The following is a 26,780-nucleotide window of genomic DNA, read 5'->3' as shown; positions in this document are numbered from 1 at the left end:
TGGCGGTTCTACGGCGTCTTTGCCCGCGATTCTGTGGATGAGACGCATATCAATTCTGCCTTCCAGAAGGAGAAGGATTTATGTCTATTCGTTCGAAGCTTCTTGCCACTGTTGCCGTGCCGGTTCTGTCGGCCTCTATTCTAGCGCAACCCGTACTGGCGGATTCATTGATGGCTCCAATCCTGCTGGCACAGGAGAACGGAGACCAGCCATCCGACGAGCAGTTGCAGCAGCAACAGCGCGAGGCTGAAGAACAGCAAAAGGCAGCGGAAGAAGAAGCCCGTCGGGCTGAGGAACAACAGCGCGCTGCCGAGGAAGAAAATCGTCGTCAGGCCGAAGAGCAGCAGAAGGCTGCTCAAGAGGAAGCCCAGCGTCAAGCGGAAGAACAGAAGCGCGCTGCGGAGGCAGAGGCGCAACGCCAGGCTGAAGAGCAGCAAAAAGCCGCCGAGCGCGAAGCACAGAAGCAAGCCGAGGAACAACAGAAGGCAGCCGAGCGCGAAGCGCAGAAACAGGCCGAAGAGCAGGCCAGGCAGGCTGCCGAACAGAAAAAGGCTGACGAAGAGGCACAGCGTCAGAGCGAACAGCAGCAGAAGGCCGCTGAAGAGGAAGCTCAGCGTCGCGCTGAAGAACAGAAGAAGGCTGATGAAGAGGCTGCTCGCAAGGCCAATGAGACGCAGGAACAGACCGCTCCCGCTGAAAAGCCGGTGAAGGAAGAACCCGCACAGGAACCGGAAGCGAAACCTGAGCAGCCGGCGGCGAAAGAACCGGCCAAGCAGGCCGAGCAACCTGCCAAGGAAGCTCCGGCGCAGGAACCGGAAAAGCCAGCCGAACAACCGGCAGACGCATCTCCGGTCTCGCCTCCGCAGAAAGAACCAGCGGAAGAATCCGCTGTTGAGCATCCCGAAGAAGCTCAACCGCAAGAACCGAAAGCAAAGGAAGAGCCACAGAATGAGGCTCAGCCTGCACAGCCGGTCGAACAGCCCCAATCAACCGAAGACCAGCAAAAACCGTCTTCGGAGCCAGCGCCAGAGATAGTCGATCAGCGTTCGACCGAGGAAAAGCAGGAGATTGCGAAAGACCCTGCGAAGACGGACGATACGGTTGTCTTGCCAGTCGAAAATGGCGCTGCCATTCTCGACAGCGACAAGGACGCCGACAATTCCGGCGGAAGCCAGTCGCGTGAAGAGCGTCGCAAGCAGCGCGAACAGCAACGTTCCGCTGAGGAAAGTGCACCACCGCCCGCAAATGATGCGGCGGCACAGGTTGCGATTCCAGAGGAAGTGAAGGCAGCGCTGCCGCAGAAGATCGAAGCCAATCTCAAGGAAGAGGGCACCCGTATCAAGGAAGCGCCGGTTTTTGCCGTGCCGGAAACCACCAATATCATCAACAACACGGTGGTGAACAATACGGTCATCAATAATACGACGGTCAATAACGTGACCAACAATGTCACCAACGTCAAAGTGATCGAGGAGGTGGATAATCGTGTCATTCTGGACGTGGGCGACCGTATCTTCGTTCGCGGCGATGATCGCCCAAGGTTGCGCCGTGATGCCGAGGAAACCTATTACGATGAACTGCCGCGCGGGCGCACCCGTGAAACCATTGTCCGCCCGGGTGGCAACCAGATCGTTACGGTTTATGATCGCTACGGCGATATTCTTCAGCGTTCCCGTATCGACCGGGACGGCAATGAATATCTGATGATCTATGCGCCGGAATATGACGACAATCCGCGCGCTTCGATTATCGATGTTGGTTACGAACTGCCGCCGATGCGTCTGACCATTCCGGTAAGAGATTACATCATCGACGTCGCAGACGATCCGGATCGCGATTTCTATGACTTCCTTGCCATGCCTCCGGTAGAACGTGTGGAGCGTGTCTATACGATCGACGAGGTTCGTCATTCAGCCCGCCTGCGCGACAAGGTGCGTCGTATCGATCTGGATACAATCCACTTCGCGACGGGCAGCGCCGAGGTTTCGCTTTCGCAGGCGAAGACGCTACGCAAGGTTGCAACCGCCATGCAGAAGGTACTGGCAAAGGATCCGGGCGAAACCTTCTTCATTGAAGGGCATACGGATGCGGTTGGATCGGACCGTTCAAATCTCGTCCTGTCCGATAAACGTGCTGAATCAGTTGCAAGCCTTTTGACGGAAGTCTATGAAATTCCACCAGAAAACCTTGTCACGCAAGGCTATGGCGAACGCTTCCTGAAAATTCGCACGCAGGCAGCCGAACAGGAAAATCGTCGTGTCACGATCCGCCGCGTGACTCCGCTTGTCCGCCCGGTGGCTCAGCGCTGAACAAACAAACACCCGGATGCGATTTTGCATCCGGGTGTTTTTCATGAAGTAATTTTGCTCAGGCAATCTTGGGCTGGATCGTCGTCACACGGTCGAGCATCTGTTCGCTCAACGGACGTGGTTTGACCGCTTCGATCTGCACCATGAGTTCGGCGATCTTCTCGGCATCCATGACGCCGCATTCATAAATCTGGATGATTTCGCGCGCCATTTCGTCTTTTTGGGGAGAAGTGATCGGACAACGAGCCATCGCTTCACACGACTTGACATAAGCCGCTTGCAGCTCCTCCAACTCGATGGGCTTGAAACGCCCGAAGTAGTAATCTCTCGAAAATGGCATTTTATGCATTCCGCAGATGGCGACAGACAGATAATCCGATCTGAAAGCCTGAAAATTCTTGCGACCCGCTATACTAAAACATAGCTGATTGCAAAGCATTATAATCGAGAATTATTTAGTTTATGTAAAATATTCAGTCAGTTGCGAAACCGAAAGCATTAGAGAGCTAAAATTTGCTGAGGGATCGTAAGCAGACTCTTTTCCAACCAATGCCGTTAAACGCGATCAAGTTCCAGTTTGGCTACTATTTCAGCGATCTTGTCCGGATTTTGTTCACCGGATTCAAATGTTCTTATAATTGCGCGTGCAAGCGCTTCTTTGCTTTCGTGCGTCGTTGAACATCGATCAAGCAGTGCGCAGCAGCGATTATAGGCAATCTGCAGCACTTGGAGATCGTTTGGCGCATATGTTCCCTGATATTTGTTGCCGCGAAATGGCATGGACGCCTCCCCGTTTGATTGATTGAACCTCTAATTCAGAGGGAAAGCAACAGATCGTTTTATGACAGCGATATCAGGCGCATCACGATAGTGTTCTTGGTGATCCGGTTCTTCCGGATATAAATAGCGATAATCTCTGGCTACCGGTTTACGGGGTTCGAAATCTCGCCGCGAGTTTGTTGAAAGCTGGTTGAAAGCTTGCCTGCGCTAACCATTCAAAACCGATTGAGGAATCGGCTGCATATCAGGAGGGGTCTGGCATTGCCGGGCCAACAGGAGCTCTCGGAGGAGCGTAGATGAAAATCTCTATCGATTCATGCCGCCATCTATTTGGCGCGGCCTTCATCGGCGGCGCAATGGTACTTGGAGCAGGTGCTGCCCATGCCGAAAAGCTGACAGTGATTGTCGGCGGTATGGAAAAGCAGATTTACCTTCCGGCAGTGCTGACGGAAAAGCTGGGTTACTTCAAGGATGAAGGCCTTGATGTCGAGCTGATCAACAGCCGCGCTGGCGTGGATGCTGAAAACGAACTTTTGGCCGGTGCAGCTCAGGCTGTGGTCGGCTTTTACGATCACACGATCGACCTGCAGTCGAAGGGCAAATTTATTCAGTCCATCGTCCAGTTCAGTCAGGCGCCGGGTGAAGTGGAACTCGTTTCCAGCAAATATGCCGACCAGATCAAGTCGCCGGGCGATTTCAAGGGGCATACGCTTGGCGTCACCGGGCTCGGCTCCTCGACGGACTTCCTGACTCAATACCTTGCCATGCGCAATGGCCTCAAGCAGGGCGACTACACGCTGCTTCCTGTCGGAGCGGGCAATACTTTCATTGCCGCCTTCAAGCAGGATGCCGTTCAGGCAGGCATGACCACGGAACCGACCGTCGCCAATATGCTGAAGAGCGGCGATGCCAAGGTGCTGGTCGATATGCGCACGCCCGACAAAACCATCGAAGCGCTTGGTGGACCTTACCCGGCTGCGTCGTTCTATGTGCAAAGCGCATGGCTCGAGACGCACAAGGAAGACGCGCAGAAGCTTGCCAACGCTCTGGTCAAGACCATGCGTTACATCGCTTCGCACAGCGCTGAAGAAATCGCCGACCAGATGCCCAAGGATTATTACGTCGGTGACAAGGACCTTTACGTAAAGGGACTTGCCGAGGGCAAGGCACAGTACACGCCGGACGGCCGGATGCCGAAGGATGGACCTGAAACCGTTCTCAAGGTTCTCGCAACCTTCAAGAAGCCGCTTCAGGAGAAGCAGGTCGATCTTTCGAAGACCTTCACGACCGAATTCGTGGACAAGGCCAACGCAACGCTTGACGCTGCAAAGTAAACAGCCTTCGACTGGCGTTCAAACATGAACGTCAGTCCCGCTGTCCTCCAAAGATTCAACCGCATTGCAGGCGCGCGACAGAGCATTTCCAGCAAACGTGTAAGACGGTTTTGCGCTCGGAGATCTTTGATAACGAAACTATCGCGCGCGAGCGGTGCCGCATACCCGCGAGGAACCCATGCTGATGGAAGCCCCCAGAACCATTGCGCGTGAGAAAGCTACTGCAATCGCGCTCAACAATGTAACTCGCCGTTTCGTCACCCCCGACGGCAAGATGATGACCGCATTGCGCGACTTCACCATGAATGTTGCACAGGGCGAGTTTGCCTGTGTTGTCGGTCCGACCGGCTGCGGCAAGTCAACGACGCTTAATCTCGTAACCGGTCTCGCCAAGCCAAGTGCCGGCGAAGTCCGCCTGATGGGCAAGCCTATCGAAGGTATCAGCCCTGATATCGGCTTCGTGTTTCAGGCCGATGCGCTTTTTCCGTGGCTTAATGTCATCGACAATGTGAGTGCCGGTCCGCGTTATCGCGGTATGGGCAAGGAAGAAGCCTATGAGAAAGCGCGTAGCTGGATCGCCCGTGTTGGTCTGGCCCGTTTTGAAAAGCACTATCCGCACCAATTGTCTGGCGGCATGCGCAAGCGCGTGGCGCTGGCACAGACCTTCATCAACGAACCGAAAATCCTGCTCATGGACGAACCGTTCAGTGCGCTTGACGTACAGACGCGCACGCTGATGCAGGGTGAATTGCTCGATCTCTGGCAACAATCTGGCGCGTCCGTCATCTTCGTCACGCACGATCTCGAAGAAGCGATTGCGCTGGCCGATAAAGTCTATGTGCTGACCGCCGGTCCAGCCACGGTCAAGAGTGTCTACGATATCGACATCCCGCGCCCGCGCGTCATGGAAGACATCCGCTACGACAGCCAGTTTGTGGATATCGCCAAGGTCATCTGGGACGATTTGCGCGAGGAAGTGCAGATCGGCCAGAAGCGCGCGCTGGCAAACGGAAACTAATCGGAGAAAATGATATGACAACACAAGCTCTCTCCGCGTCACCAAGCTTGCAGGTCAATGCAAGTGCCGACGAACTTGCCCGCACCGAAGCGAAATTTCGTGCCGATATGCGCCGCCGCCGAGCGGTCGTTATTCTTGTACGCCTCGCCATTCTGGTCGCCGTTCTGGGCGGTTGGGAACTCGGCGCACGGACCGGCCTGATCGATCCATTCTTCTTTGCGAGCCCCTCCGGCATTGCCGACCAGATATGGATCTGGGTCACGGAAGGCACGTCACAGGGACCGCTTTCGGAACAGATCATCGTAACGCTTGAGGAAACCGCGCTTGGTTTCCTTATCGGTGCGGTCGGCGGCGTCATTTGCGGCATCCTGCTGGGTCGCAACAAGTTCCTCGCCGATGTGTTCTCGATTTACATCAAGATCGCCAATTCCATCCCGCGTGTCGTGCTGGGCTCGATCTTCATCATCGCGCTTGGCCTCGGCATGGCATCCAAGGTGGCGCTGGCCGTCGTCATGGTTTTCTTCGTCGTGTTCGCCAATGCGTTTCAGGGCGTGCGCGAAGCCGACCGCGCGCTGATCGCCAATGCGCAGATATTGGGTGCATCCCGTTCGCAGATCACGCGCACCGTCATCGTGCCGTCGGCCATGAGCTGGATTCTGGCAAGCCTTCACGTCAGTTTCGGTTTCGCGCTCGTCGGCGCGGTCGTCGGTGAATTCCTCGGCGCCAAGAAAGGCGTTGGCCTGATGATTTCCACGGCGCAGGGCACATTCAATGCCAACGGCGTCTTTGCGGCCATGGTCATTCTGGCGGTACTGGCGCTCGTCGTGGAATACATCATCACACTGGTCGAAAACCATCTGGTGAAATGGCGTCCACAGGCGCTTTCCGAACAGGGAAGCTGATAGTCGGATAGATGCAAACGAGTCAGGCGGCGGGCAAGGTGACAGTCACCGTAAGCCCGCCGCCTTTCGTTTGGGAAAGCTCGACATGGCCGCCCGCCGTGTCGGCAACTTCGCGCACGATGGCAAGGCCCAATCCGCTTCCATCTGCGACAGTGCCTGGAACACGATAGAAACGCTCGAAAACGTGTTCATATTCATTTGCGGGGATGCCGGGTCCGTTGTCCTCGACCCGTATGTCGATTTTGGGCCCATCCTGATCAATCACAAGCGTTACTGTGCCGCCTTCGGGCGTATAGGTAAGGGCGTTGTCCACCAGATTGACGATCATTTCTCGCAGCATGGTGCCGTCGCCAGAAATGATGGCTTTGGTTGCTTTGAGCTCGAACCCGAGATCGATCTTGCGGTCGAACGCCTTGCCCGAGAGGCTTTCCAGAATTTGTTGTCCCGCTTCCGCCAGATCAACCCGATCGGCGCGAGGACGCCTGCTGCCTGGTTCGGCACGCGAAAGCGTCAGCAATTGTCCAGCAAGCCGCGACAGCTGCATGGTGGTATTCTTGATACCTGCCAGAACGTCTTTGCGGTCACTTTCGCAGGTTGTCCGTTCTGCGAAACTGGCCTGCGTTGATAGTGTAGCAAGTGGCGTGCGCAACTGATGTGCTGCATTCTGGATGAAACGGTGCTGCGCCGACATCTGCTTGCGCACGCGTTCCATATACTGATTCAGCGCTGTGACGAGCGGTCGAAGTTCGGTCTGAACTGTCTGTGGATCGAATGGTTCCAGCTCGGATGTGCGATTGCGAACTTCGTTGCGGAGCCGGATCAACGGGCGTAATACAAAGCGCAAGCCCATTAACGAAAGGGCACCGGCAACAATGATAAGCAGCGATTGTTCCAGCACAGAGTTCAGCCATAGCTCCTGCTGCATGGCGGTGTATCCTGCGAGGGTGACACCCACGACCACGTCGACAGCTTGTGGCAGGTTGGACGGTGCTGCAACGGGATGACGCAAGACAACCAGACGCAAGGGATGGTCGCGATAGCTGCCCTCATAATGGAGTGGGTCGTAATTCGCGATTTCAGCCGGTTTCGGCAAGTCGGGAAACCCTGCAAGCAGGCGTCCGTCAGAAGTTTCAACCCGATAATAGACCCGGTCGCCATTTCCCGTCGAAAACATCTCCAGCGCTACCGGCGGAATGACAGCATCGATGGCATTATGCGAGGCAGCAGTCGCTTCGCCAATGGCGCGTGCTGACGCTGTCAGCATTCTGTCTGACACGATCCCGGCCATATTTTCCGACGCACGCCATGCGGTCCAAAGGTTGATCCCGGCCACGACAATCAGCGGAATCACGATCCAGGAAACGAGCTGTGCACGCAGGCTTTGGGAGAGGCGAGTGAACAGCCGTTTCATCTCAACTCGCCTCACGCAGCAGATAGCCCAGGCCGCGCAAGGTTACGATCTCGGCTTTGCTGCCCTCCAGCTTCTTGCGCAGACGATGAATGTAAATCTCGATGGCGTTCTCATCAGTCTCGCTGTCGAAATCGTAAATACCTTGAACAAGTGTTGTCTTGCTGACGGTGGTTCCGATGCGCCGCAGAAGCTGTTCCAGAACTGCATGTTCTTTGGGTGCAAGTGACAGTGGATCGTCTCCGAGTGAAAACAGCCGGGTGTTGGTGTCGAAACGCAAAAGGCCGCAGGTCACAACAGGCGCTGTCCGCTGACTGGACCGGCGAAGATGCGCACGGATGCGCGCTTCAAGTTCGCTGAGTTCGAACGGCTTTGCCAGATAATCGTCAGCACCGGCATCCAATCCGCGGATACGTCCGTCAAGACTTGCATTGGCCGTCAGGATGATGACGGGCACCTCATTGCCTCTGCCGCGGATGTGCTCCAGCACGTCGAGCCCGGTTTTGTCCGGCAATCCGAGGTCGAGAACCACGAGATCATACTCCGTGAAGGCGAGCGCCTGTTCCGCATCCGCCGCGTCGTGCACAGTGTCGACGCTGTAGTTCGACTGCTGCAGGCTTTTTGCCAGCCAGTTTGCGAGGGTGAGATTGTCTTCGACGAGCAGAATTCGCATGAGTGACGATGATAGTGGTTTCTGTTCCGCGTCAAGAAGCTTGGGCGTTGAAACGATGGATGAGATGAATATCTTCCGGCTCGCGCTTGAAGAGCAATGGATCAGGCGTCGTGGTGACTTTTGCACCTTGCTTCACATAAAAATCGATGGTCCGCCGTGTGGGTGTCGCAGAAATATAGAAACCTTCTGCTCCGGCCTCCTTCGCAATGGCCACGCTGCGACGATAAAGTTCACCAGCAAGTCCCAATCCCCGGACTGTCTTCCCCACATGCATGAAGCCGAGCTGGTACAATTCGGGATAGGCGCCGACAGGGCGTACATCCGTAACTGCGACGGCCACCAGGGTGCCATCGAGATAGGCGCCAAGAAATACGCCGCCATGGTCGTGACAGTCGAGCAGGATATGTGTGTAGATTTCCGCTTCGCCCTCCGGCCAGCCCTGCACATCGTAGAATTGCGGCTCCAGCAGGAGTTGCTCTCCTTCGAGGCGATACATTTCCTCGATGATCTCGCTGCGATCGATTTGCCAGATGTCAGTCACTTCGCTGCGCTGCAGTGGACGTATGATGAAATCCGCATGCTTCTTTTCGTGTACCATGACCGCCGCCTTCGAAATTTCATTTGTACGATGAACTATCGTTTCATCGATAGGCACTCAAGGGGGAGCAGAAGTGGCGATCGCAGTGCTTCAACGAACTTGTTGGCAATTTGTCAGGAGGAACCTCTCATATTGCAAAAACTTACAATAATTTTGACCAATATCATGGCTACTCCCCGCCATTTGTCTCGGGTACTGCTGAGTACAGGTGCGAGGAATATTGAGGCGTGTGGGAGGCTAACAGCTAACTTCAATCGGACGAATTGAACCGAAACAGCTTGTTGAGGGCAGAAAACTGCCTGAAAATGAGCAATTTCGCATCAACTCTCCGATCTGCCCTTGCGAGAGCGGGGCCTGAGTTCTATCAGCATCATCAAAAATTGCAGTCTGAGGAAGGTTCGGCAATTGCATTGCCGGAACGTCCTGATGCCCGCCGCCATCTTGTATGGCGTCGGTGAAATGATCGATGGAGCCGAGTTGAAAAACCATCACGATATCTGGGATATCGTCGACGCCAAGAGCGCCGCATATTTCGAACTGAGCGATACGGTTTGGGATAATCCTGAAACAAACTACGAAGAGTACAAATCGAGCGATGCCCATGCGGCGATGCTGGAAGCCGAAGGGTTTCGCGTCGAGCGTGGTATTGCGGGCCTGCCGACTGCGGTGATGGGCGAAGCTGGCGACGAAGGACCGGTCATCGCCATCCTTGGTGAGTTTGATGCATTACCGGGCCTCAGCCAGATATCTGGACTGGTTGAAGAGCGGCCAGTCGAGGCCGGCGGCCATGGACATGGCTGCGGTCATAACCTGTTGGGCTCAGGGTCGTTGCTCGCTGCTGCGGCAGTGAAGGATTATCTTGCCGCACAGGGCATCAAGGGCCGCGTGCGCTATTACGGTTGCCCGGCGGAAGAGGGCGGTTCGGCCAAGGGGTTCATGGTCCGCGAAGGGCTTTTTGACGATGTGGATATCGCGTTTTGCTGGCACCCGGCGCCTTTTGCTGGTGTAAACGATCCGGTTTCGCTTGCCTGTAACGAAATCAATTTTCACTTCAGCGGTCGCGCAGCCCATGCTTCGTCAGCCCCGCATCTGGGGCGCAGTGCGCTGGACGCAGTTGAATTGATGAATGTGGGCGTGAACTATATGCGTGAGCATATGCCGTCTACGGCGCGCATTCATTACGCTGTGACCGATACGGGTGGTTTTGCGCCGAATGTCGTGCAGGCCAAGGCAACGGTGCGTTATCTCGTTCGCGCCCGCAGCCTGCCGGAAATGCAGACCCTTCTGGAACGCGTCAAGAAGATTGCCGACGGCGCGGCGCTGATGACCGAAACGACGGTCCGCAGTGAAATCGTCAGCGGCGATGCCGATCTGATCGGCAACACGCCGCTGGAACAGATGATGCAGCTTCAGCTTGAGCGGCTCGGACCTCCGGACTTCGATGAGCAGGACCGCGAAACCGCAAGCCGTTTCCAGAAGACACTGTCCAGGGAAGACATTTCAGATGCTTTCCGCCGCTTCGGCGTGGAGCCCAAGGATGGCCTCGCGCTTTGTGAAGATATCTATACGCCCTATAAGGGCGACAACACTCTCGTCGGCTCTACCGATGTCGGCAGCGTGAGCTGGGTCGTGCCCACCGTGCAGATGCGTGGTGCGACCTGTGCTATCGGCACGCCGCTTCATTCGTGGCAAATGGTGGCGCAGGGCAAGCTGCCCGCGGCGCATAAAGGCATGGCCCATGCTGCAAAGATCATGGGCAGCACGGCCATCGAATTGTTCCGTAATCCGGAGCAGATCAAGAAAGCAAAGCAGGATCACGAAAAACGGCTCGACGGAACCGTATTCGTCAATCCGATTCCAGATAGCGTTCAACCCGCTCTGCCCGAAACCGCGAAATGACGCGGGCGGGCAGACAGAATCTGAAAATAGAAATGACATTCAATCCCCCAATTCCAACAGGGCCTGACGCATCATGAAGCAGATGGGCTTTCTCGATATTTTGAGCTTCGGGCCCGACGGCTGGGGCTACGTGCTGATGATGGGTGCACTGGTGAGCGTGGCGCTCGCCGTCCTGGGCTTCCTTCTTGGCGCTGCCATCGGCGTTTTTGCTGCCTGGGCGAAGATTTCCGGCGGGCGCACGCTTCGCGCTGTCGCCGATGGCTACACCACGATCATTCGCGGTATTCCGGATCTCCTCGTCATCTATCTGTTTTACTTTGGTGGCAGTGCGGCAGTCACCGCACTTGGCAAATATTTCGGTGCGGAAGGCTTCATTGGCTTTCCGGGCTTTCTTGCGGGTGTGCTGGCAATTGCCATTTCCTGTGGCGCGCACCACACCGAAGTGTTCCGTGGTGCATTCCGGGCCGTTTCCAAAGGTGAACTAGAAGCCGCTACTGCTTGCGGCATGGGCCAGATGCTGAAATTCCGCCGTATCATCGCGCCGCTCGCGCTGCGACATGCATTGCCGGGTCTTGGCAATGTCTGGCAGGTTTCACTCAAGGAATCCGCTCTGGTGTCCGTTGCGGGTGTGGTTGAGCTTCTGCGTCAGGCACAGATCGGCGCTGGCTCGACCGGACTACCCTTCAACTTCTTCCTCATTGCCGGTGCGCTCTACCTGCTGATTTCGTCTGTTTCCGGCGGGCTTCTGCAGTTTGCCGAGCGTCACTTCTCGCGTGGCGTCCGGAGGGCAAAATGAACCTTGAATTTTATTCCGACGCATTCTTCCAGATGCTGGGCGGCGTGCCGCTGACCCTGAAGCTTGCGGCAACTTCCATCGTGTTTGGCGCCATACTTGCCTTGCTTTTCGCCTTGATGCGCCTGTCGGGCATCAAGGTGCTGGACTGGATTGCCCGCCTTTATGTGTTCGTGTTCCGCGGAACACCGCTTCTGGTGCAGATATTCATCATCTATTACGGTCTCAGCCAGTTTCCGGCCATCCGTTACTCGTTCCTGTGGCCGGTTTTGCGCGAGCCTTACTGGTGTGCGATCATTGCGCTGACTTTGAACAACGCCGCCTATGCGAGCGAAATCATCCGTGGTGGCCTGCTGTCGGTGCCGCATGGCCAGATCGAAGCTGCAAAAGCCTGTGGCATGTCGTCCTTCACCTGCTTCCGTCGCATCGTCATGCCACTTGCGATCCGTCAGGCATTGCCGGGTTACGGCAACGAGATGATATCGATGATCAAGGCAACCTCGCTTGCGTCGATCATCACACTCATGGAAGTGACTGGTATCGCAGCAAAGCTGATCGCCGAGAGCTATCGAGCCATAGAAATCTTCGTGATCGCCGGTGCGATCTACCTTGCCATCAACTTCGTTCTGACACGTGCGCTGATGTTCGCAGAATATAAGCTGACCCCTTATCTGCGCCAGCCGGTCGTCAAGCTTTCCTCCGAAGGACAAACATCGTGAGCAAAATCGTTTCCCCCAATGCACCGGTGGCGCTGAAAGTCGAAAACCTGCGCAAGAGCTTCGGTACGAATGAAGTGCTGAAAGGCATTTCGCTTGAAGCACGTGAAGGCGAGGTCATTTCGATCCTCGGTTCGTCGGGTTCCGGCAAGTCGACTTTCCTGCGCTGCATCAATCTTCTGGAAACACCGACGTCGGGCACTGTGACGGTTTCGGGCGAAACCATCCGTATGGCGAAGAATTCGAAGGGTGAAGCCTACCCGACCGACAAGAAACAGGTTTCGCGCATTCGTTCGGAACTGGGCATGGTGTTCCAGAGCTTCAATCTGTGGTCGCACAAGACCATTCTGGAAAACATCATCGAAGCGCCGATCTATGTGCAGGGACGCCCGCGCGCGGAATGCGTGGCGGAAGCAGAAGCTTTGCTGGCAAAGGTCGGCATTGCTGACAAGCGCGATTTCTACCCGGCCCATCTTTCGGGCGGACAGCAGCAGCGCGCCGCAATCGCCCGCGGACTGGCGATGAAGCCGAAGGTCATGCTCTTTGACGAGCCGACTTCAGCACTCGATCCGGAACTGGTCGGTGAAGTGTTGCGCGTCATGCGCGGCCTTGCCGAAGAAGGCCGCACCATGCTGGTCGTGACCCACGAAATGGGCTTCGCGCGCGACGTCTCCAACCGCGTCGTATTTTTCCATCAGGGTCTGGTGGAAGAAGACGGTGCGCCGGAAGACGTGTTCGGCAACTCGAAGTCGGAACGTTTCCGCAAGTTTATCAGCCACGAAAACGCTGCCTAATTACCGAAATTCTGTGTTCCGGCGTAAGCCGGACAGAAATAACCGCAACAGGATATCTGCAATGAAGACCACCGGACTTTTCAAAGCCGTGTTCATTTCCGCTCTCGCTCTGACGAGCGTCTCGGCCCATGCCGAGGAAAAGAAGTGGACAAAGATCACCATCGCCACGGAAGGTGCTTTCCGTCCTTACAACTTCACCAAGCCCGATGGCTCGCTGGATGGCTATGAAGTCGATCTCTACAAGGACCTCTGCGCCCGCATGAAGGTTGAGTGCACGATGGTTGCGCAGCCTTTCGACAGCATCATTCCGGCGCTCAATGCCGGCAAGTTTGATGCGATCATGGCTGGCCTTACTGCTACGCCGAAGCGCGAGGAAACCATCAGCTTCTCGATTTCCTATGGCCTGACGCCGCAGACCTTTGCGACGCTGAAGGACAGCCCTTACGCCAAGCTGCCGCATACCGGCGAAACCCTTTATCTCGCCAAGGATGAAGCGGCTGCCCAGAAGGCAATCGACGAAGTATCGGCTGAAATCAAGGGCCGCACCGTCGGCGTCCAGACCGCTTCGCTCGGCCTGTCGCTGCTCGACAAGTATTTCAAGGATGGCATCGACATCCGTGAATACAAGACGACGGAACAGCACGACCTCGACCTGAAGTCTGGCCGTGTAGACCTGATCGTAGCTTCGCTTGCTTACCTCACGGACGCTGCCAAGAAGCCGGGCAACGAAGACATCGTCATGACCGGTCCGTTCTTCAAGGGCGGCATTCTGGGCCGTGGCGTTGCTGTCGGTCTGCGCAAGGACGATACCGAACTGAAGAAGATGTTCGACGTTGCCATTGAAGCAGCAAAGGCTGACGGCACGATCAAGCGTCTGTCGGAAAAGTGGTTCGGCTTCGACGTTACGCCGTAATTTTCAAGTGACATCATAAGCAAAGCGCCGCCTTTGGGCGGCGTTTTCATTTGGGAGTATGCAAACCTTCACATCAAACCGGCGAGCGCCTATAAGATCGCCAGAAGTCTGCTGAGAGCCAAAAACTTACTGTGAGGGTGTGATGGTAAAGATCGGTTTCGTGACTGTTTCCGACCGCGCAAGTCGCGGGGAGTACGAAGACCTGAGTGGCCCTGCCATGGAAGCATGGCTGAAAAGCGCTGTCGTCACGCCTTATGAAACAATCCGCCGTGTCATTCCCGATGGCATGGAATCGGTACGCGACACGCTTATCGATCTTTGTGACAACGAGGCCTGCGATCTTATCCTGACCACGGGTGGCACGGGACCAAGCCCGCGCGATGAAACACCGGAAGCCATGCAGGCCGTTCTGCATAAGGAGCTGCCCGGTTTCGGCGAGCTGATGCGCCGCGTCAGCCTGGAACAAACCCCGACCGCCATTCTATCCCGCCAAACGGCAGGCAGTCGCGGCAAGAGCTTCATCCTCAATCTTCCCGGTAAACCAGCTTCAATTGCCATGACCTTGCAGGCGATTTTTCCGGCAGTGCCTTATTGTCTCGACCTCATCGAAGCTGGGCGTATCGACACCGATCCGGCAGTCGTGAAAGCCCATCGACCGGGCTGAGTTTTCGCCAGAGCTATGTTTGCGGGCGTAGTAGATCGCACCTCGGGGCTCATGTCGTGACGAAATTGCGCAACCCAGCTTTGCGCTTTTGCATAATTTCCATGCTTGCTTTTCCCTGAGTCAGGACTGAATAATAGGGAAAAAGAAGGGGAATTAAGTGAAGCCATTTGACGAGATGCTCAACCATGGCGGGAATGTCCGCCAACCATATGAATTTCTCAAGCAGTGGCTCGACCAGCAGGACCCGCACAAACTTCTGCAGAAAAGCGATGACGCCGAAAGCGTTTTCCGCAAGACGGGCATCACCTTTGCTGTCTACGGCGATCAGGAAGCGGGTGAGCGCCTCATTCCCTTTGATATCATCCCGCGTATCATTTCAGGTCAGGAATGGCGGCGTCTGTCGCAGGGCATCGAACAGCGTGTGATGGCGCTTAACGCCTTCCTCGATGACATTTATCACCGTCAGGAGATTGTTCGGGCAGGGCGCATTCCGAAAGACCTGATTTCCAAGAATGAAGCCTTCTTGCCCGAGATGATCGGTTTCCGTCCTCCGGGCAATGTCTACACCCATATTATCGGCGTGGATATCGTGCGCACCGCCGAGAACCAGTTCTATGTGCTGGAGGACAATGCCCGCACGCCATCCGGCGTTTCCTATATGCTGGAAAACCGCGAGACGATGATGCAGCTCTTTCCCGAGCTGTTTCAGAACGTCAAGGTTCGCCCGGTTGAGAATTATCCGCAATTGTTGCGCCAGTCGCTGGCAAGCGTTGCACCTCCCGGCACGCAGGATGTGCCGACCGTCGCGGTGCTGACGCCCGGCATTTATAATTCAGCCTATTTTGAACACGCATTCCTTGCCGACCAGATGGGCGTCGAACTGGTCGAGGGAAGCGATCTGCGCGTCGTTGACGGACGTGTCGCGATGCGTACCACACAAGGTTATCGCGCTATCGACGTGCTCTATCGGCGTGTGGACGATGCGTTTCTCGACCCGCTGACATTCAGGCCGGATTCGACGCTCGGCGTTGCAGGCATAATGGATGTTTACCGGGCAGGGAATATCACGATTGCCAATGCGCCCGGAACCGGCATCGCCGACGACAAGGCGATCTATTCCTACATGCCGGAGATCGTGGAGTTCTATACGGGTCGCAAGGCCATTCTCGAAAATGTTCCGACCTGGCGTTGTTCCGAACCAGATAGCCTTGCTTATGTGCTCGACAATCTTGCCGAGCTTGTCGTCAAGGAAGTGCACGGCTCCGGTGGTTATGGAATGCTGGTAGGCCCCGCGTCGACAAAGGCCGAACGCGATGCTTTTTCAGAGAAACTGAAGGCAAGGCCGCGCAACTATATCGCGCAGCCCACGCTTGCGCTCTCAACGACGCCCATCTTTACCGAGAGCGGGCTGGCGCCACGCCATGTCGATCTGCGCCCATTTGTTCTGGTTTCGGATCGCATCCGCATCACACCCGGCGGGCTCACCCGCGTGGCTTTGAAGGAGGGATCGCTTGTCGTGAATTCCAGCCAGGGCGGCGGAACCAAGGATACGTGGGTACTCGACGACTGAAACTGCATTAACGTGCTGCAACTGACGACAAGATCAGGGCGCGAAAAGGGGAATGATTTATGCTTCTTGGCCGTACGGCAAACGGACTTTACTGGATGTTCCGCTACATAGAGCGTGCCGAAAACATGGCACGTCTCGTCGATGCGGGGCTTCGCATGGCGCTGACGAAAACGTCTGACGCACCGGAGGAGTGGTCTTCGGTCGCGGTTTCAGCGGGTGCAAGTCAGGGCTTCTCTGCAAAATACGACGTCTATAACGCCGCCAATGTTGCGGACTTCCTGCTGCGCGATGCAGACAATCCATCAAGCGTGATGACCTGCATTGAAACCGCGCGTTCCAATGCCCGCATGGTGCGCACGGCGCTGACGCGCGAGGCGTGGGAAAGCGTAAACGAAGCATGGATGTCACTGAAAAAGTCGCTGTGTAAGCCGTTGAAGGAAAGTGACCTTCCGCAGCTTCTCGACCAGATCAAGCGCGAGACGGCGCTCATTCGTGGCTCTTTCCATGGCACGATGCTGCGCAACGAAATCTTCGACTTTGCAAGCCTTGGTACTTTCATCGAACGCGCTGATAATACGGCTCGTATTCTCGATGTGAAATATTATGTCCTGCTGCCTGCGATATCCTATGTCGGCACGACGCTGGACAATTATCAATGGGAATCGATCCTGCGATCGGTATCTGCGCATCGTTCCTATCGCTGGGTCTATGATGGTGATTACCGTCCGGCGCAGGTTGCGGATTACCTGATCCTGAATGGCCGCATGCCGCGCTCACTCCATTATTGCTATCGCAGTATCGCTGAACATCTGGATTATCTGTCGAAAGATTATGGCAATCGTGCTGCCTGCCACGCGACAGCGGACAAAATCTATGCAAGCCTGCAAAACCAGGACATATCCGCGATCTTCGATGTGGGCTTACATGAGTTTCTGACCGAATTCATCACTCGCAACAACCGGCTCGGCAACGAGATTGCTGAAACCTATAATTTCTATTGAGGTCTTCGCTTGCTGCTCAACATCCGGCACGTTTCGCATTATCGCTATGAGCATCCGGTTCCTTATGCGGTGCAAAGGTTGCGGTTGCGTCCGCCAACAGTGCCGGGCCAGATGGTCAAGCACTGGGAGTTAAAAATCGAAGGCGGTGAACCGGAGGTTTCCTATGTCGACGGCTTCGGCAACAAGACCGATCTGGTCCAGCATTCTCGCAATATCAATGAAATTGTCATAACCGCCAGCGGCAGCGTCGAGATGGAAGACCGGGCCGGAGTGCTTGGACCGGTCTATGGTTATGCGCCGCTCTGGCTCTTCGAGCGCGAGACGCCGCTGACTGCGCCGGGCGAACGCATCAAGGCGCTGGCAGATGATCTCACGACCGGGCAGGAACGGCTTGCCCTGATGCACGATCTGATGAACATCATCCACAAGGCGGTCGCCTATATGCCGGGGACGACGAGCGTTTCAACGGATGCTGAAAGCGCTCTGGAAAGTGGGAAGGGCGTTTGCCAGGATCACACGCATGTTTTCCTTTCCGCAGCCCGACTGATCGGCATTCCGGCACGATACGTATCGGGATATCTGATGATGGAAGGTGTCGAGGAACAAACCGCAAGTCACGCATGGGCTGAAGCCCATATTGATGGTCTGGGATGGGTGGGGTTCGATGCCGCCAACAATATTTGCCCGAATGACCGTTACGTGCGGATTGCAACCGGCCTCGACTATCGTGATGCGGCCCCGATTTCCGGCGTTCGTTTAGGCGGCACGGTGGAAAGCCTTGCGGTTCACATCAATGTAGGGCAGTGATCTTTCTGGATAGCGAGTTGCCTGCCGGATATTGCTTATGACCTATTGTGTTGGAATGAAAATCGATCGTGGCCTTGTGTTCATGTCCGATACACGGACGAATGCCGGGCTCGACAATATTTCTGTCTTCTCAAAAATGCGAAGCTGGTCAGAGCCCGGCGAGCGCGTGATTGTTCTGCTTTCGGCGGGAAACCTCGCGACAACGCAAGCCGTTGCAAGTCTTCTGGAAGAACGGATGAAAGCTCCGGCAGACAGGCACCCCTCGGTTTTCGACGCGCCTTCCATGTTTCAGGTTGCGCGTCTTGTCGGTGACACCGTCAAGGAAGTGATCCAGAACTCCGCTACCGGTGGACAGAATGCCGATGCTTTCGGCGCATCGTTCATTCTCGGCGGACAGATCAAGGGCGGGCAATCGCGCCTTTTCTATATCTATCCCGAAGGCAATTTTATCGAGAGCTCGGCCGATACGCCTTTTTTCCAGATTGGCGAGAACAAATATGGAAAACCGATCCTCGTGCGCGCTTATCAGGAGCAGATGAGTTTCGAGGAAGCGGTGAAGCTACTGCTGGTTTCGTTCGATTCCACACTGAAAGCCAACCTTTCAGTTGGGCTTCCGCTCGACATGCAGATTTATGAAGCGGACAGTTTTGAAACTGGCGCTCGCAGACGGTTCGAGGTCACCGATCCTTATTATCAGACTGTATCGGAAAGCTGGTCGGAAGCGCTAAAATCCGCGTTGGAAAAATTGCCGCCGTTCAGTTTCGACGAGTAAAAAGGCCGGGCACTTTGCCCGGCCTTTTCGTATCGCATCAGTCCTTCGTTACGGTCTGAACATAGTTGGCATCGGCCACCGTGTTGAAATCGTGCACATTCGGACCCGTCACAGCCGTTTCAATCTGCTGATAGATGATTGCGAACGGGCTTGTTTCCTGAAACTTCTTTTGAAGATCATGATACATCGTCTCACGTTTGGCTGTATCGCGCTCTTCAACAGCAGCCATTGTTTCCGCCGTCAGTTCCGGAATTTCCCAATGCGCCTGCCAGGCGTTGGTGCGCATCGAGACATCTTCGCCATTGTTTGGATTATTGGTGAACGTCACCGCATTGGTATGCGGATCCCAATAATCCGGTCCCCATATACCCAGTGCCAACTGGTGCTTGCGTGCGCGAACCTTGGTGGTGGTCAGCTTGCCGTCACCCTGCAGGATTTCCACCTGAACGCCTGCCTTACCCATCGTCTGCTGAATGCTTTCCGCTATGCCGACGAATGGCTGGCTGTTACGTACATCGAGCGTCACCTTGAAACCGTCCTTGAGGCCAGCTTTGGCGAGAAGTTCCTTGGCTTTATCGACGTCGTAGGTGAATGGCTTGTCGCCGACAGCACCGAACATGCCGAGTGGCAGGAAGGACTGGTGCGTGCGACCGATACCCTTGATGAGCTTCGCTTCTATCGTATCGTAATCGACCAGGTATTTCAGTGCCTGCCGAACTTCGGGCTTTGCGAGTTCAGGTACATTCTGGTTGGCGACCAGATAATAGACGCGCCCCTTCGGTGCGTTGATGACATGGTACTTCTGATCCTTGCTCAATTCTTCGATATCGCTAGGTTCCAGATTGCGTGCAATGTCGATGTCGCCCGCCTGCAAGAGCAGACGCTGCGAAACGCCTTCTTTCACGTGGCGATAGATAACGCGCTTCATTGCCGGTTTTGCATCGCTATAATTTTCGTTGCGCTCCAGAAGCAGGACTTCATTTGCGCGCCATTGCTTCAATGCGAAAGGACCGGAACCGGCGTAATTGGTCTTCAGCCATTCATAACCGAAATCGGTTTCGTAAGGAAAATCCTTTGTCTTCTCTGCCTTCTGCTCATGTTCCTTGACCAACTTGCTGTCGACAATCGACGCAACGCTGGATGTCAGACAGTTCAGGACAAAGCTTGGCGCAAACGCCTTGCCGGTCGTGAACACAAGCGTTTCGTCGTCGGTGGCAACAATATTCTGATCGGCATTATCGCGAGTGAGACCGAACTGGCTGAGAATGAAGGCCGGGCTTTTGTCGAGCTTGATCGCGCGCTGCAGCGAATAAGCGGCGTCGTGTGCCGTCAGCGGGTTGCCGGAGGCGAATTTTAGGCCCTTGCGGATTTTGAACGTGATCGACTTACCGTCATCGGAAAAGGCCCAGCTTTCAGCAATCTGGGGGATGATCTTCGTGGGGTCCTTGGTGTCAGTCGTGACGAGGCGTTCATAGGTGCTGGTGAGCACTTCAGACGTCGTGATCTCGAAGATTTCCGCCGGGTCGAGCGAAATGACGTCATCTATGCTCATGGCAATGACGAGCGTGTCAGTCGGTGTAGCTGCTTCCACTGCCTTGGGTGATGCCGACAGAAAGAGCGTGAATGCCAGTGCGGCTGGAATCGATGCGCGCAGCAGCTTTCGTGCAAGGCCATGTCTTGTATGGTCTGCCTTCGAGTTATTCTGAATGAGTGACAGTATTACGGTCGTCATGCAACTTCCCCTCCGGGCTGTGCAATCCGCATATGTTGCGCAATTGCAGCCCTGCATTGATGAAGCCTCAAGAGCCTGTCGCTTTGTTCGCGACTCTCTTCAAAGCTTCTCCATTACAGCCAGCTTTTGGGGAGGGGACAACGGTCTGATGAAATATTTTTCCGCGGAAATGCAAAAGCCGGAGGAAAATTCCCCCGGCTCAATTCATACAGTACAATCAGGCGATTAGAAGAACACTTTGAAGCGGTCGCCATCGTCCATGAAGGCCTTTTCAGCAAAAGGCTGTTCGTTCGAGCCGAACGGCATCTGTGCGCGGAGCTTCCACGAAGCCGGAACGTCCCAAGCCTTGGCGACTTCGTGGTCGATCAGCGGGTTGTAGTGCTGAAGGCTGGCACCAATGCCGGCGTTGGCGAGCGCGGTCCAGACCGAATGTTGCGCCATACCGCCCGACTGTTCCGACCAGACCGGGAAGTTGTCAGCGTAAAGCGGGAAGTTTTCCTGAAGACCCTTAACGACGTTCTGGTCTTCATAGAACAGAACCGTGCCTGCACCGGCGGAGAAGCTGTCGATTTTGGCTTCGGTCTGGGCGAAAGCGTCGGCAGGGACGATCTGGCGAAGTGTTTCCTTCACGATGTTCCACAGCCTGTCGCTCTCGGCGTCAAACAGGATCACAGCGCGCGAGCTTTGCGAATTAAACGAAGACGGCGTGTGCTTGACCGCTTCACGGATCAGCTCAGCGGTGTCTTCATTCGACAGCGGAAGGGACTTGCCCAGAGCGTACTGTGTGCGGCGCTTCTTGATGGAATTCAGCAGGGAATTGTTCATTATTCTGTCCTGTGTTTCAGCGGTCCAACAGGCTGTCTGGCTTGGGATTTTCAAGACAACCTCATGAATGATGTTGAGGGAAATATTGTTATTTTGGCTGTCGAAGCCAGCCCGTGTTTCTGAAACACACTGTCAACGATCCGTTGTTAGCCGGGTCTTACTGTTTACGTTTTGATCGTTGCGTCCATGCGCTGTCCGCGCCTGCAGACGCCTGAACAGGGCAGCCTTCCCAGCTTTATGGGGTTTACAAGGGCGATTGTTTATTGGAATCTAACTAAAACAGTGGGATTTAAAAACGATAGTTTGACGACGCGCTTTTCTTGTCGTTGTCGTGAAAAGGGACGAGGTCACGATAGTTTGAAGTCATTCATTATCATCGGAGCGGGCGCAAGCGGCATCATCCTGGCAGCACAATTGCTTCGGCGCTCACCAGATTCGACTGTGCGGATTTTCGAGCGTTCAGGTCAATTAGGGGCAGGCATCGCATACGCGACGGAGAACCCGAGCCATCTTCTCAATGTCCGCGCCAGCAATATGAGCGCATATCCCGATCAGCCGAATCATTTCCTGAACTGGTTGCAGTTGAGCGACATTGCCGCTCCCGGCCATTTGTGGGAGCCGCACAGTTTTGCACCACGCAAACTCTACCGCTCCTATCTGAAGCATCTTATGGCACCTTATCTTTCTGACGATGATACACGTTTGAAGGTTGAAAAGACCGGCGTCGTCGATGTCGCGCTGAAGGACGGCAGACCAGCCGTTACCACTGAGACAGGAGACACGTTCACTGCCGATGCGGTGATTGTGAGCACGGGCAACGAAGCTGCCATCGCGAAATCCGGCAATCACGTTACGGAATACTGGTCGAGCAATGGCTATTTCGATGTGCCAACAGATGCGCCGGTGGCGATATTCGGCACAGGTCTGTCGATGATCGATAGCGTCCTGTCGCTACTCGACAACGGGCATCGTGCGGAAATCTATGCGATCTCGCGCCGTGGGCTTCTTCCTGCGGTTCATGCCCCTGCGCAAGCTTTCCCGGTCGAGGTAGACGACCTCCCGGTATCGCTAGGCCTTTCCAAGCTTATGCAGCGCGTGCGTGTCATGATGGCGGAAGCGGAAAAAACCGGTTCTGGCTGGCGTGGCGTGATGGATGGTCTGCGTCCGCATACACAACACATCTGGGCGATCCTGCCGACGTCGCAACGCCGCAGCTTCCTCCGTCATCTGCGTCCTTGGTGGGATGTGCACCGGCATCGCATGGCACCGGCTGTCGCAGAGCGTATCGAAGCTGCCGTGAACAGCGGCCAGCTTAAAGTCGCGGCAGGCCATCTGGTTTCGGTGCGCGACCAAGGCGAGGAGATTGAAGTCCGTTATCGCCCACGGCGTAGTGAGCATGTCGAAGAACTGCAGGTATCGACGGTTATTGATTGTCGTGGCGGCAATCCACGTTTTTCGACAACCCGCAATGCGGCACTGATCGGTCTCATGGAACATGGCTTGGCCCGACCGGATCCACTCGATCTCGGTTTTGACGTCACACGGGATCAGCAGATTCTCAATAAGCGAGGAGAGCCATCCGGTCCGTTTTTCGGTATCGGACCTGTTACGAAAGGCGCGTTCTGGGAGGTTACTGCCGTACCGGACATTCGTGTTCAGGCCGAACGGCTATCGGCGATTTTGCTTGAAGGATGAAGCCGCATCTGCGGTAAAATTCATGACAAGTTTTGTGTCATCCGGCTGAAAGATTTTCAGGTCAGTATGGCCGACAGTCAGGCGTCGCGGTTCGCAGCGGTTGATAAATTATAGATTTTTCGGCGCAGGGAACAATAAAATGATTCAAATCTATGCGATAAGCCATTGAAAGCTATTGCCATAATGTTCCGTGGCCGGTCATAATAAGGCCATCGGAATATATGATTCCTCACTATAACTTGCCGGAGCGATTCTGTTGCTGTTTTCTTGAGCGGTGCCTGCTTCGGATCAACCTTGATTTCGGCTAGGAGGCCTGTGGCGCATGACGATGGACGGCAGAATGCTTTTCCTGCTTGTCCTTCTACCATTTCTTGGCAGCGCCATAACCGGCTTATTCAGGGGGGCGGATCGTAGCGGTTCGGCCTGGTTTACGGCAGCGATTGCGCTTGTTGCCTTTATTGTCACCGCCAGCCTTTATCCCATCGTGTCGGATGGCAAGGTGCTTCATGGCACTGTGGAATGGCTTCCGGCCTATGGCCTCAATGTCACCTTCCGAATGGATGGCTTCGCCTGGCTTTTCGCGATGCTCATCACGGGTATCGGCCTGCTGGTCGTCATTTATGCGCGTTATTACATGTCGCCCGAAGATCCGGTGCCGAGGTTCTTCTCGTTCCTGCTGTCCTTTATGGGATCGATGCTCGGCGTAGTTCTATCCGGCAATCTGATATTGCTCGCCGTGTTCTGGGAGCTGACCAGCATCTTCTCGTTCCTGCTGATCGGCTATTGGTATCACAATGCCAGTGCCCGCGACGGCGCGCGCATGGCGCTGACCGTGACGGGTATCGGTGGTTTCTGTCTGCTGGCAGGCGTTCTGATCCTCGGCCATATTGTCGGAAGCTACGATCTCGACACAGTTCTGGCAGCGGGGAACATCGTTCGGACACATCCGCTTTATAGCGTGGCGCTCATTCTGATCCTGCTCGGTGCCTTTACGAAAAGCGCGCAGTTTCCGTTCCACTTCTGGCTTCCCAATGCGATGGCAGCGCCGACGCCCGTTTCGGCCTATCTGCATTCGGCCACCATGGTGAAGGCTGGCGTCTTCCTGCTGGCGCGCCTGTGGCCGGTTCTCAGCGGAACGGAAGAGTGGTTCTGGATCGTCGGTTCGGCAGGGCTGATCACGCTTCTGATTGCCAGCTTCTTCGCAGTTTTCCAGCAGGACCTCAAAGGGCTGCTTGCCTATTCGACCATCAGTAACCTTGGTCTGATTACCGTTCTGCTTTCTCTTGGCAGCCCACTTGCTGCGGTTGCCGCGATCTTTCACATGGTCAACCATGCGATTTTCAAGGCATCGCTGTTCATGGCTGCGGGCATCATCGATCATGAGACCGGCACGCGCGACATGCGAAAGCTGAGCGGGCTGTTGCGTCCCATGCCCTATACAGCAACGCTTGCCATGGTCGCGAGTGCGGCAATGGCAGGCGTACCGTTGCTCAACGGCTTTATTTCCAAGGAAATGTTCTTCGCTGAGGCGGTGGAAACGCACATGGCGTCGTGGCTTGATACGATCACGCCCTATGTCGCCACGATTGCCGGTATCTTTACGGTCGCCTATTCGGTGCGCTTTATTTATTCGACGTTCTTCGGGCCACCACCGCATGACCTGCCGCATGAGCCGCACGAACCGCCGCACTGGATGCGTCGTCCCATTGAACTTCTGGTGCTGCTTTGCCTGTTGATCGGCATCATTCCGGGCCTTTCCATCGGACCGTTCCTGCATTCGGCAGTTCTGTCGGTGCTGGGCAAGGCGACGCCTGAATATAGTCTCTCGGTCTGGCACGGATTCAACCTGCCGCTGATGATGAGTATCGTCGCCATGATCGGCGGTATTCTTCTGCACTGGATGCTGAAAAACTATCTTGCCACCAGTGAAGACGGCCCCCCCTTATTCCGACATTTGCAAGGGCAGCGCATTTTCGAACGTGTTCTCGTGACCTTGTCATGGAACTGGGCACGTAAGGCAGAATCCTTCCTCAGCACGCGTCGTCTGCAGCCGCAGCTCCGTATCGTGGTTGCGGTGGCCGTCCTTGCAGCTGCCTGGCCGATTTTCGTTTCCGGCTTGCAGTCAGGTTCGCTTGGCGCCCAGCCCGTGGACCCGATTTTTGCCGGACTTTGGATACTTGGTGGTGCCTGTGCTATCGGCGCGGCCTATCAGGCCAAGTACCACAGACTTGCGGCGTTGATCCTCCTCGGAGGGGCGGGGCTCGTTACCTGCATCACCTTCGTCTGGCTGTCTGCGCCCGATCTTGCTGTGACCCAGTTGCTGGTCGAGATTGTCACCACTGTTCTGCTGCTGCTCGGGCTTCGCTGGCTGCCGAAGCGTTGGGAGGATCCTGATCCGCTTCCGGTACAGATAGGCCCGCGCATCCGCCGTTATCGCGACTTGCTGCTTGCAATCGGCAGCGGGGCAGGGGTCGCTGTCATCGCCTATGCTGTTATGACGCGTATTTCGCCCAGCAGCATTGGCGATTATTTCCTCGAAAACGCCTATTCAGGCGGCGGTGGCAAGAATGTCGTGAACGTCATTCTGGTCGACTTCCGTGCTTTCGATACGTTTGGCGAAATTGCCGTCCTCGGTATTGTGGGCCTCACGGTTTTTGCGCTCCTGCGTCGTTTCCGTCCTGCCCCTGACACAACCGGATCGACAGCCCAGCAGAAAATCCAGGACGCCTATGACGAGGCAGCGCCTGACCGCAAGGCAGGTGAAACACTGGCCGATTATCTGGCCGTGCCGTCCGTCATCATGCAATGGCTGTTCCCGGTCATCATTGTGCTGGCAGTGCATCTGTTCCTGCGCGGTCATGATCTGCCAGGCGGCGGATTTGCGGCCGGTATTACGCTCGCAATTGCATTTTTGCTGCAATATCTGGCGTCAGGCGCGCGTGTGGTGGAAGATCGCTTGCGCATTCTGCCCTTGCGCTGGATCGGGTTGGGTTTGCTGTTTGCAGCGGCAACAGGCGCGGGGTCGTGGTTCTTCGGCTATCCGTTCCTCACCACATTCTTCCAATATACGGAAATACCGCATATCGGAAAAATGCCGACAGCCAGCGCACTGCTGTTCGATCTTGGCGTCTTCACCCTCGTGGTTGGCGCTACCGTGCTGGTTTTGATTGCACTCGCACACCAATCACTCCGTAAACACCGTGTCGAGAAGCTTGCCGCAACGAAGGAGGAGAACTGATGGAACTCGTTCTTGCTCTGGCGATCGGCGTGTTGATGGCATCCGGCGTTTGGCTCATTCTTCGCCCGCGTACCTTCCAGGTGGCAATCGGCCTGTCGCTGATTTCCTACGCGGTCAATCTCTTCATTTTTTCGATGGGACGCTTGCGCACGAATGCTGCCCCGGTGCTCGATAGCGGTGTTGACGTTCAGGCCGCACAATATACCGATCCGGTGCCACAGGCGCTTGTACTGACCGCCATCGTCATCGGTTTCGCAATGACCGCACTTTTCCTTGTCGTGCTGCTCGCTTCGCGCGGGTTGACGCGTACGGACCACGTGGACGGCAAGGAGAACTGAT

The 26,780-nt window shown here is 55.6% G+C and carries 24 protein-coding genes; 17 read left to right on the top strand and 7 right to left on the bottom strand.

Annotation, left to right across the window (positions count from 1 at the left end; all coding sequences use genetic code 11):
* Positions 1-80 precede the first annotated feature (80 nt).
* Positions 81-2,309, top strand: coding sequence for an OmpA family protein (locus AC1RHM_RS13980; RefSeq protein WP_036580246.1), 2,229 nt, complete (start codon positions 81-83; stop codon positions 2,307-2,309).
* A gap of 58 nt (positions 2,310-2,367) precedes the next feature.
* Here AC1RHM_RS13980 and AC1RHM_RS13975 read toward each other — a convergent pair whose 3' ends face one another.
* Positions 2,368-2,649 carry a hypothetical protein gene (locus tag AC1RHM_RS13975; RefSeq protein ID WP_010658708.1) on the bottom strand — a complete coding sequence of 94 codons (282 nt, stop codon included), beginning with the start codon at positions 2,647-2,649 and terminating at the stop codon, positions 2,368-2,370.
* Between the two features lie 215 nt (positions 2,650-2,864).
* A complete protein-coding gene (locus AC1RHM_RS13970; RefSeq protein WP_010658709.1) occupies positions 2,865-3,089 on the bottom strand; it encodes a hypothetical protein in 225 nt (74 codons plus the stop codon).
* A 296-nt stretch (positions 3,090-3,385) separates the two neighbouring features.
* On the opposite strand from AC1RHM_RS13970, the gene AC1RHM_RS13965 reads away from it, so the two are divergent.
* The 3 genes from AC1RHM_RS13965 (at position 3,386) to AC1RHM_RS13955 (ending at position 6,343) form a co-directional block, all read left to right on the top strand.
* Positions 3,386-4,423 carry an ABC transporter substrate-binding protein gene (locus AC1RHM_RS13965; protein ID WP_010658710.1) on the top strand — a complete coding sequence of 346 codons (1,038 nt, stop codon included), beginning with the start codon at positions 3,386-3,388 and terminating at the stop codon, positions 4,421-4,423.
* Between the two features lie 178 nt (positions 4,424-4,601).
* Complete coding sequence (locus tag AC1RHM_RS13960) at positions 4,602-5,441, top strand: ABC transporter ATP-binding protein (RefSeq protein WP_010658711.1); 840 nt, start codon at positions 4,602-4,604, stop codon at positions 5,439-5,441.
* Between the two features lie 14 nt (positions 5,442-5,455).
* A complete protein-coding gene (locus tag AC1RHM_RS13955; RefSeq protein WP_010658712.1) occupies positions 5,456-6,343 on the top strand; it encodes an ABC transporter permease in 888 nt (295 codons plus the stop codon).
* Positions 6,344-6,365: 22 nt separating this feature from the next.
* Here the strand turns inward: AC1RHM_RS13955 and AC1RHM_RS13950 are convergent, their stop codons facing one another.
* From AC1RHM_RS13950 to AC1RHM_RS13940, 3 genes are read right to left on the bottom strand one after another with little or no spacing between them, the layout of a single operon-like run.
* Complete coding sequence (locus AC1RHM_RS13950; RefSeq protein ID WP_010658713.1) at positions 6,366-7,754, bottom strand: sensor histidine kinase; 1,389 nt, start codon at positions 7,752-7,754, stop codon at positions 6,366-6,368.
* A 1-nt stretch (position 7,755) separates the two neighbouring features.
* Positions 7,756-8,424, bottom strand: coding sequence for a response regulator (locus AC1RHM_RS13945; RefSeq protein WP_010658714.1), 669 nt, complete (start codon positions 8,422-8,424; stop codon positions 7,756-7,758).
* A 31-nt stretch (positions 8,425-8,455) separates the two neighbouring features.
* Complete coding sequence (locus tag AC1RHM_RS13940) at positions 8,456-9,022, bottom strand: GNAT family N-acetyltransferase (protein ID WP_010658715.1); 567 nt, start codon at positions 9,020-9,022, stop codon at positions 8,456-8,458.
* Between the two features lie 426 nt (positions 9,023-9,448).
* Here AC1RHM_RS13940 and AC1RHM_RS13935 point away from each other — a divergent pair, with 426 nt between their 5' ends.
* The 10 genes from AC1RHM_RS13935 to AC1RHM_RS13890 all read left to right on the top strand — a co-directional run bounded on the left by AC1RHM_RS13935 (position 9,449) and on the right by AC1RHM_RS13890 (position 18,951).
* A complete protein-coding gene (locus tag AC1RHM_RS13935) occupies positions 9,449-10,921 on the top strand; it encodes a M20 family metallopeptidase (protein ID WP_010658716.1) in 1,473 nt (490 codons plus the stop codon).
* 73 nt (positions 10,922-10,994) lie between these two features.
* Entirely contained in the window at positions 10,995-11,717 is a 723-nt protein-coding gene (locus tag AC1RHM_RS13930; RefSeq protein WP_010658717.1) for an ABC transporter permease, read from the top strand.
* Entirely contained in the window at positions 11,714-12,433 is a 720-nt protein-coding gene (locus tag AC1RHM_RS13925; protein ID WP_010658718.1) for an ABC transporter permease, read from the top strand. Before AC1RHM_RS13930 ends, AC1RHM_RS13925 begins: the two co-directional genes overlap by 4 nt.
* Positions 12,430-13,224 carry an ABC transporter ATP-binding protein gene (locus tag AC1RHM_RS13920; RefSeq protein ID WP_010658719.1) on the top strand — a complete coding sequence of 265 codons (795 nt, stop codon included), beginning with the start codon at positions 12,430-12,432 and terminating at the stop codon, positions 13,222-13,224. Before AC1RHM_RS13925 ends, AC1RHM_RS13920 begins: the two co-directional genes overlap by 4 nt.
* A 61-nt stretch (positions 13,225-13,285) precedes the next feature.
* Entirely contained in the window at positions 13,286-14,137 is an 852-nt protein-coding gene (locus AC1RHM_RS13915; protein WP_010658720.1) for a transporter substrate-binding domain-containing protein, read from the top strand.
* A gap of 142 nt (positions 14,138-14,279) precedes the next feature.
* A complete protein-coding gene (gene mog, locus AC1RHM_RS13910) occupies positions 14,280-14,801 on the top strand; it encodes a molybdopterin adenylyltransferase (RefSeq protein WP_010658721.1) in 522 nt (173 codons plus the stop codon).
* 157 nt (positions 14,802-14,958) lie between these two features.
* Positions 14,959-16,371 carry a circularly permuted type 2 ATP-grasp protein gene (locus tag AC1RHM_RS13905; protein WP_010658722.1) on the top strand — a complete coding sequence of 471 codons (1,413 nt, stop codon included), beginning with the start codon at positions 14,959-14,961 and terminating at the stop codon, positions 16,369-16,371.
* A gap of 59 nt (positions 16,372-16,430) precedes the next feature.
* Positions 16,431-17,372, top strand: a complete 942-nt coding sequence (locus AC1RHM_RS13900; RefSeq protein ID WP_010658723.1) for an alpha-E domain-containing protein — start codon at positions 16,431-16,433, stop codon at positions 17,370-17,372.
* Between the two features lie 9 nt (positions 17,373-17,381).
* Complete coding sequence (locus tag AC1RHM_RS13895) at positions 17,382-18,179, top strand: transglutaminase family protein (RefSeq protein ID WP_010658724.1); 798 nt, start codon at positions 17,382-17,384, stop codon at positions 18,177-18,179.
* 37 nt (positions 18,180-18,216) lie between these two features.
* The gene (locus AC1RHM_RS13890; RefSeq protein WP_010658725.1) at positions 18,217-18,951 is read left to right on the top strand and encodes a proteasome-type protease; all 735 of its coding nucleotides are present in this window, start codon (positions 18,217-18,219) and stop codon (positions 18,949-18,951) included.
* A gap of 37 nt (positions 18,952-18,988) precedes the next feature.
* Here the strand turns inward: AC1RHM_RS13890 and AC1RHM_RS13885 are convergent, their stop codons facing one another.
* Entirely contained in the window at positions 18,989-20,683 is a 1,695-nt protein-coding gene (locus tag AC1RHM_RS13885) for an ABC transporter substrate-binding protein (protein WP_010658726.1), read from the bottom strand.
* Positions 20,684-20,908: 225 nt separating this feature from the next.
* A complete protein-coding gene (locus AC1RHM_RS13880) occupies positions 20,909-21,508 on the bottom strand; it encodes a nitroreductase family protein (protein ID WP_010658727.1) in 600 nt (199 codons plus the stop codon).
* Between the two features lie 357 nt (positions 21,509-21,865).
* Here AC1RHM_RS13880 and AC1RHM_RS13875 point away from each other — a divergent pair, with 357 nt between their 5' ends.
* From AC1RHM_RS13875 to AC1RHM_RS13865, 3 genes are all read left to right on the top strand, one after another.
* Positions 21,866-23,203 carry an FAD/NAD(P)-binding protein gene (locus AC1RHM_RS13875; RefSeq protein WP_010658728.1) on the top strand — a complete coding sequence of 446 codons (1,338 nt, stop codon included), beginning with the start codon at positions 21,866-21,868 and terminating at the stop codon, positions 23,201-23,203.
* Positions 23,204-23,525: 322 nt separating this feature from the next.
* Positions 23,526-26,441, top strand: coding sequence for a monovalent cation/H+ antiporter subunit A (locus AC1RHM_RS13870; protein ID WP_010658729.1), 2,916 nt, complete (start codon positions 23,526-23,528; stop codon positions 26,439-26,441).
* Entirely contained in the window at positions 26,441-26,779 is a 339-nt protein-coding gene (locus AC1RHM_RS13865; protein ID WP_010658730.1) for a Na+/H+ antiporter subunit C, read from the top strand. Before AC1RHM_RS13870 ends, AC1RHM_RS13865 begins: the two co-directional genes overlap by 1 nt.
* Position 26,780 lies beyond the last annotated feature (1 nt).

This window comes from Brucella sp. GW823-FHT04E01, assembly GCF_058796175.1.
This window is presented reverse-complemented; position numbering and strand designations above follow the sequence as displayed.